The sequence below is a fragment of the Pelagicoccus sp. SDUM812002 genome (assembly GCF_031127835.1).
Taxonomy (GTDB): domain Bacteria; phylum Verrucomicrobiota; class Verrucomicrobiia; order Opitutales; family Opitutaceae; genus Pelagicoccus.
Window position 1 is genome coordinate 1 of the sequence record NZ_JARXHX010000091.1, and the last position, 1239, is coordinate 1239.

General features: G+C 44.9%; 1 protein-coding gene. It reads right to left on the bottom strand.

Annotated features, from left to right (window positions below):
- Positions 1 to 743: 743 nt before the first annotated feature.
- On the bottom strand, positions 744 to 1239 hold a 496-nt coding region (locus QEH53_RS23810), incomplete at its 5' end, for a hypothetical protein (protein WP_309025736.1).

Consider the following 1239-nt stretch of genomic DNA (forward strand, 5'->3'; position numbering starts at 1 on the left):
TGAAAGAGGCGGGCGTTTGCCGGAATTGTATGGGCCGACTTGTTCTAAAATATCAGGGAACGTGTCTCCAGTGATTCCATACACTCGAATCGAATATTTAAACTGGCTTGGGGCCTTGCTCGTCATCTGAGGGTAACAGGTTGGATTGTCGGTTGGTGAAGCTCGAACTGCTGAAGTCAGATTTCGTCTCGTTCCTTCGGTTTGTCAGAATCATTTGAAATCTGTCTGTCGTGTTCGTTTGGAATGTCGTGGTCGCACTGGTTGAGGATGCTGCGTCCTTCCATGCGGAAAACCCTTCTTCTGTATCCATCAACCTGATCATCTTTTTTCTTAGAACGCAGAGGTCTCACGCGAGCGCTTGCGCGAGTTGTGAGGACCGACTTGATGGGGTTAAATATTTCACTTTCAGAGTTGGTTTGGATTTGGAAGTTGGGGCTTCTTTTGGCTTCGAATCAGTCTGTGGTTTCCGTGTCGAATTGCGATCTGTAATTCCAATGCAAGATCATCTTATTTGAAGGAACGTCTGAAGGGTTTCCCTTCCAGGGATCGATTTATCATTCCGTCGGTTAGTCTTCATATCTGCTTATTGGATCTAGAAAGTGGATACATCGCCAAACTGTTGGTTGGCTCTTGTGGTCATGTCGTTTTCGACTCGGTACTTAAAATTCCTTATCTCCCCATCGCCAAGTGCATACGATGGAGGCGGCGCAGCTGCCGGAATTGTATGCCACGTTTTGTTGGGGTTAATTCTTTAGTTTGTAAGTTGAGGAATCGATAGTGAAATTCCACGGAATGTCGGAAGATGAGAAAAACTTCTTTTCTTTTAGTGATCCGGCTAAATCTATCTCGTAATTCTCATCCTTGGAATGGATGAAAACAGCACCGAGACTAAATGAATCATCTTTTATTTTCTTTTTCGTGTTTTCGGATAGAGCTCGAAATTTCGCGTCTTCGAGAAGGGGCTCTCTGAGTTCGAGAAAACGATCCATAATTTCATACTGTCTTTCGTCTGGGCCATTCTCACCTGCTGAAATATAGAGATGACTTTTGAAACCGGGCTCATCGATGATCGCAAACCAAGACGGATTTGCGGTGTCTCCGTTGAATTCTAGGTTTCGTACTTTCATTTCTATTCTCTCCCCAACGTCGAGTGCATACGATGGAGGAGGCGCAGCCTCCGGAATTGTATGCCACGTTTTGTTGGGCCAATCTTTAGTACTTAAATAGCCTTGGGTTTTT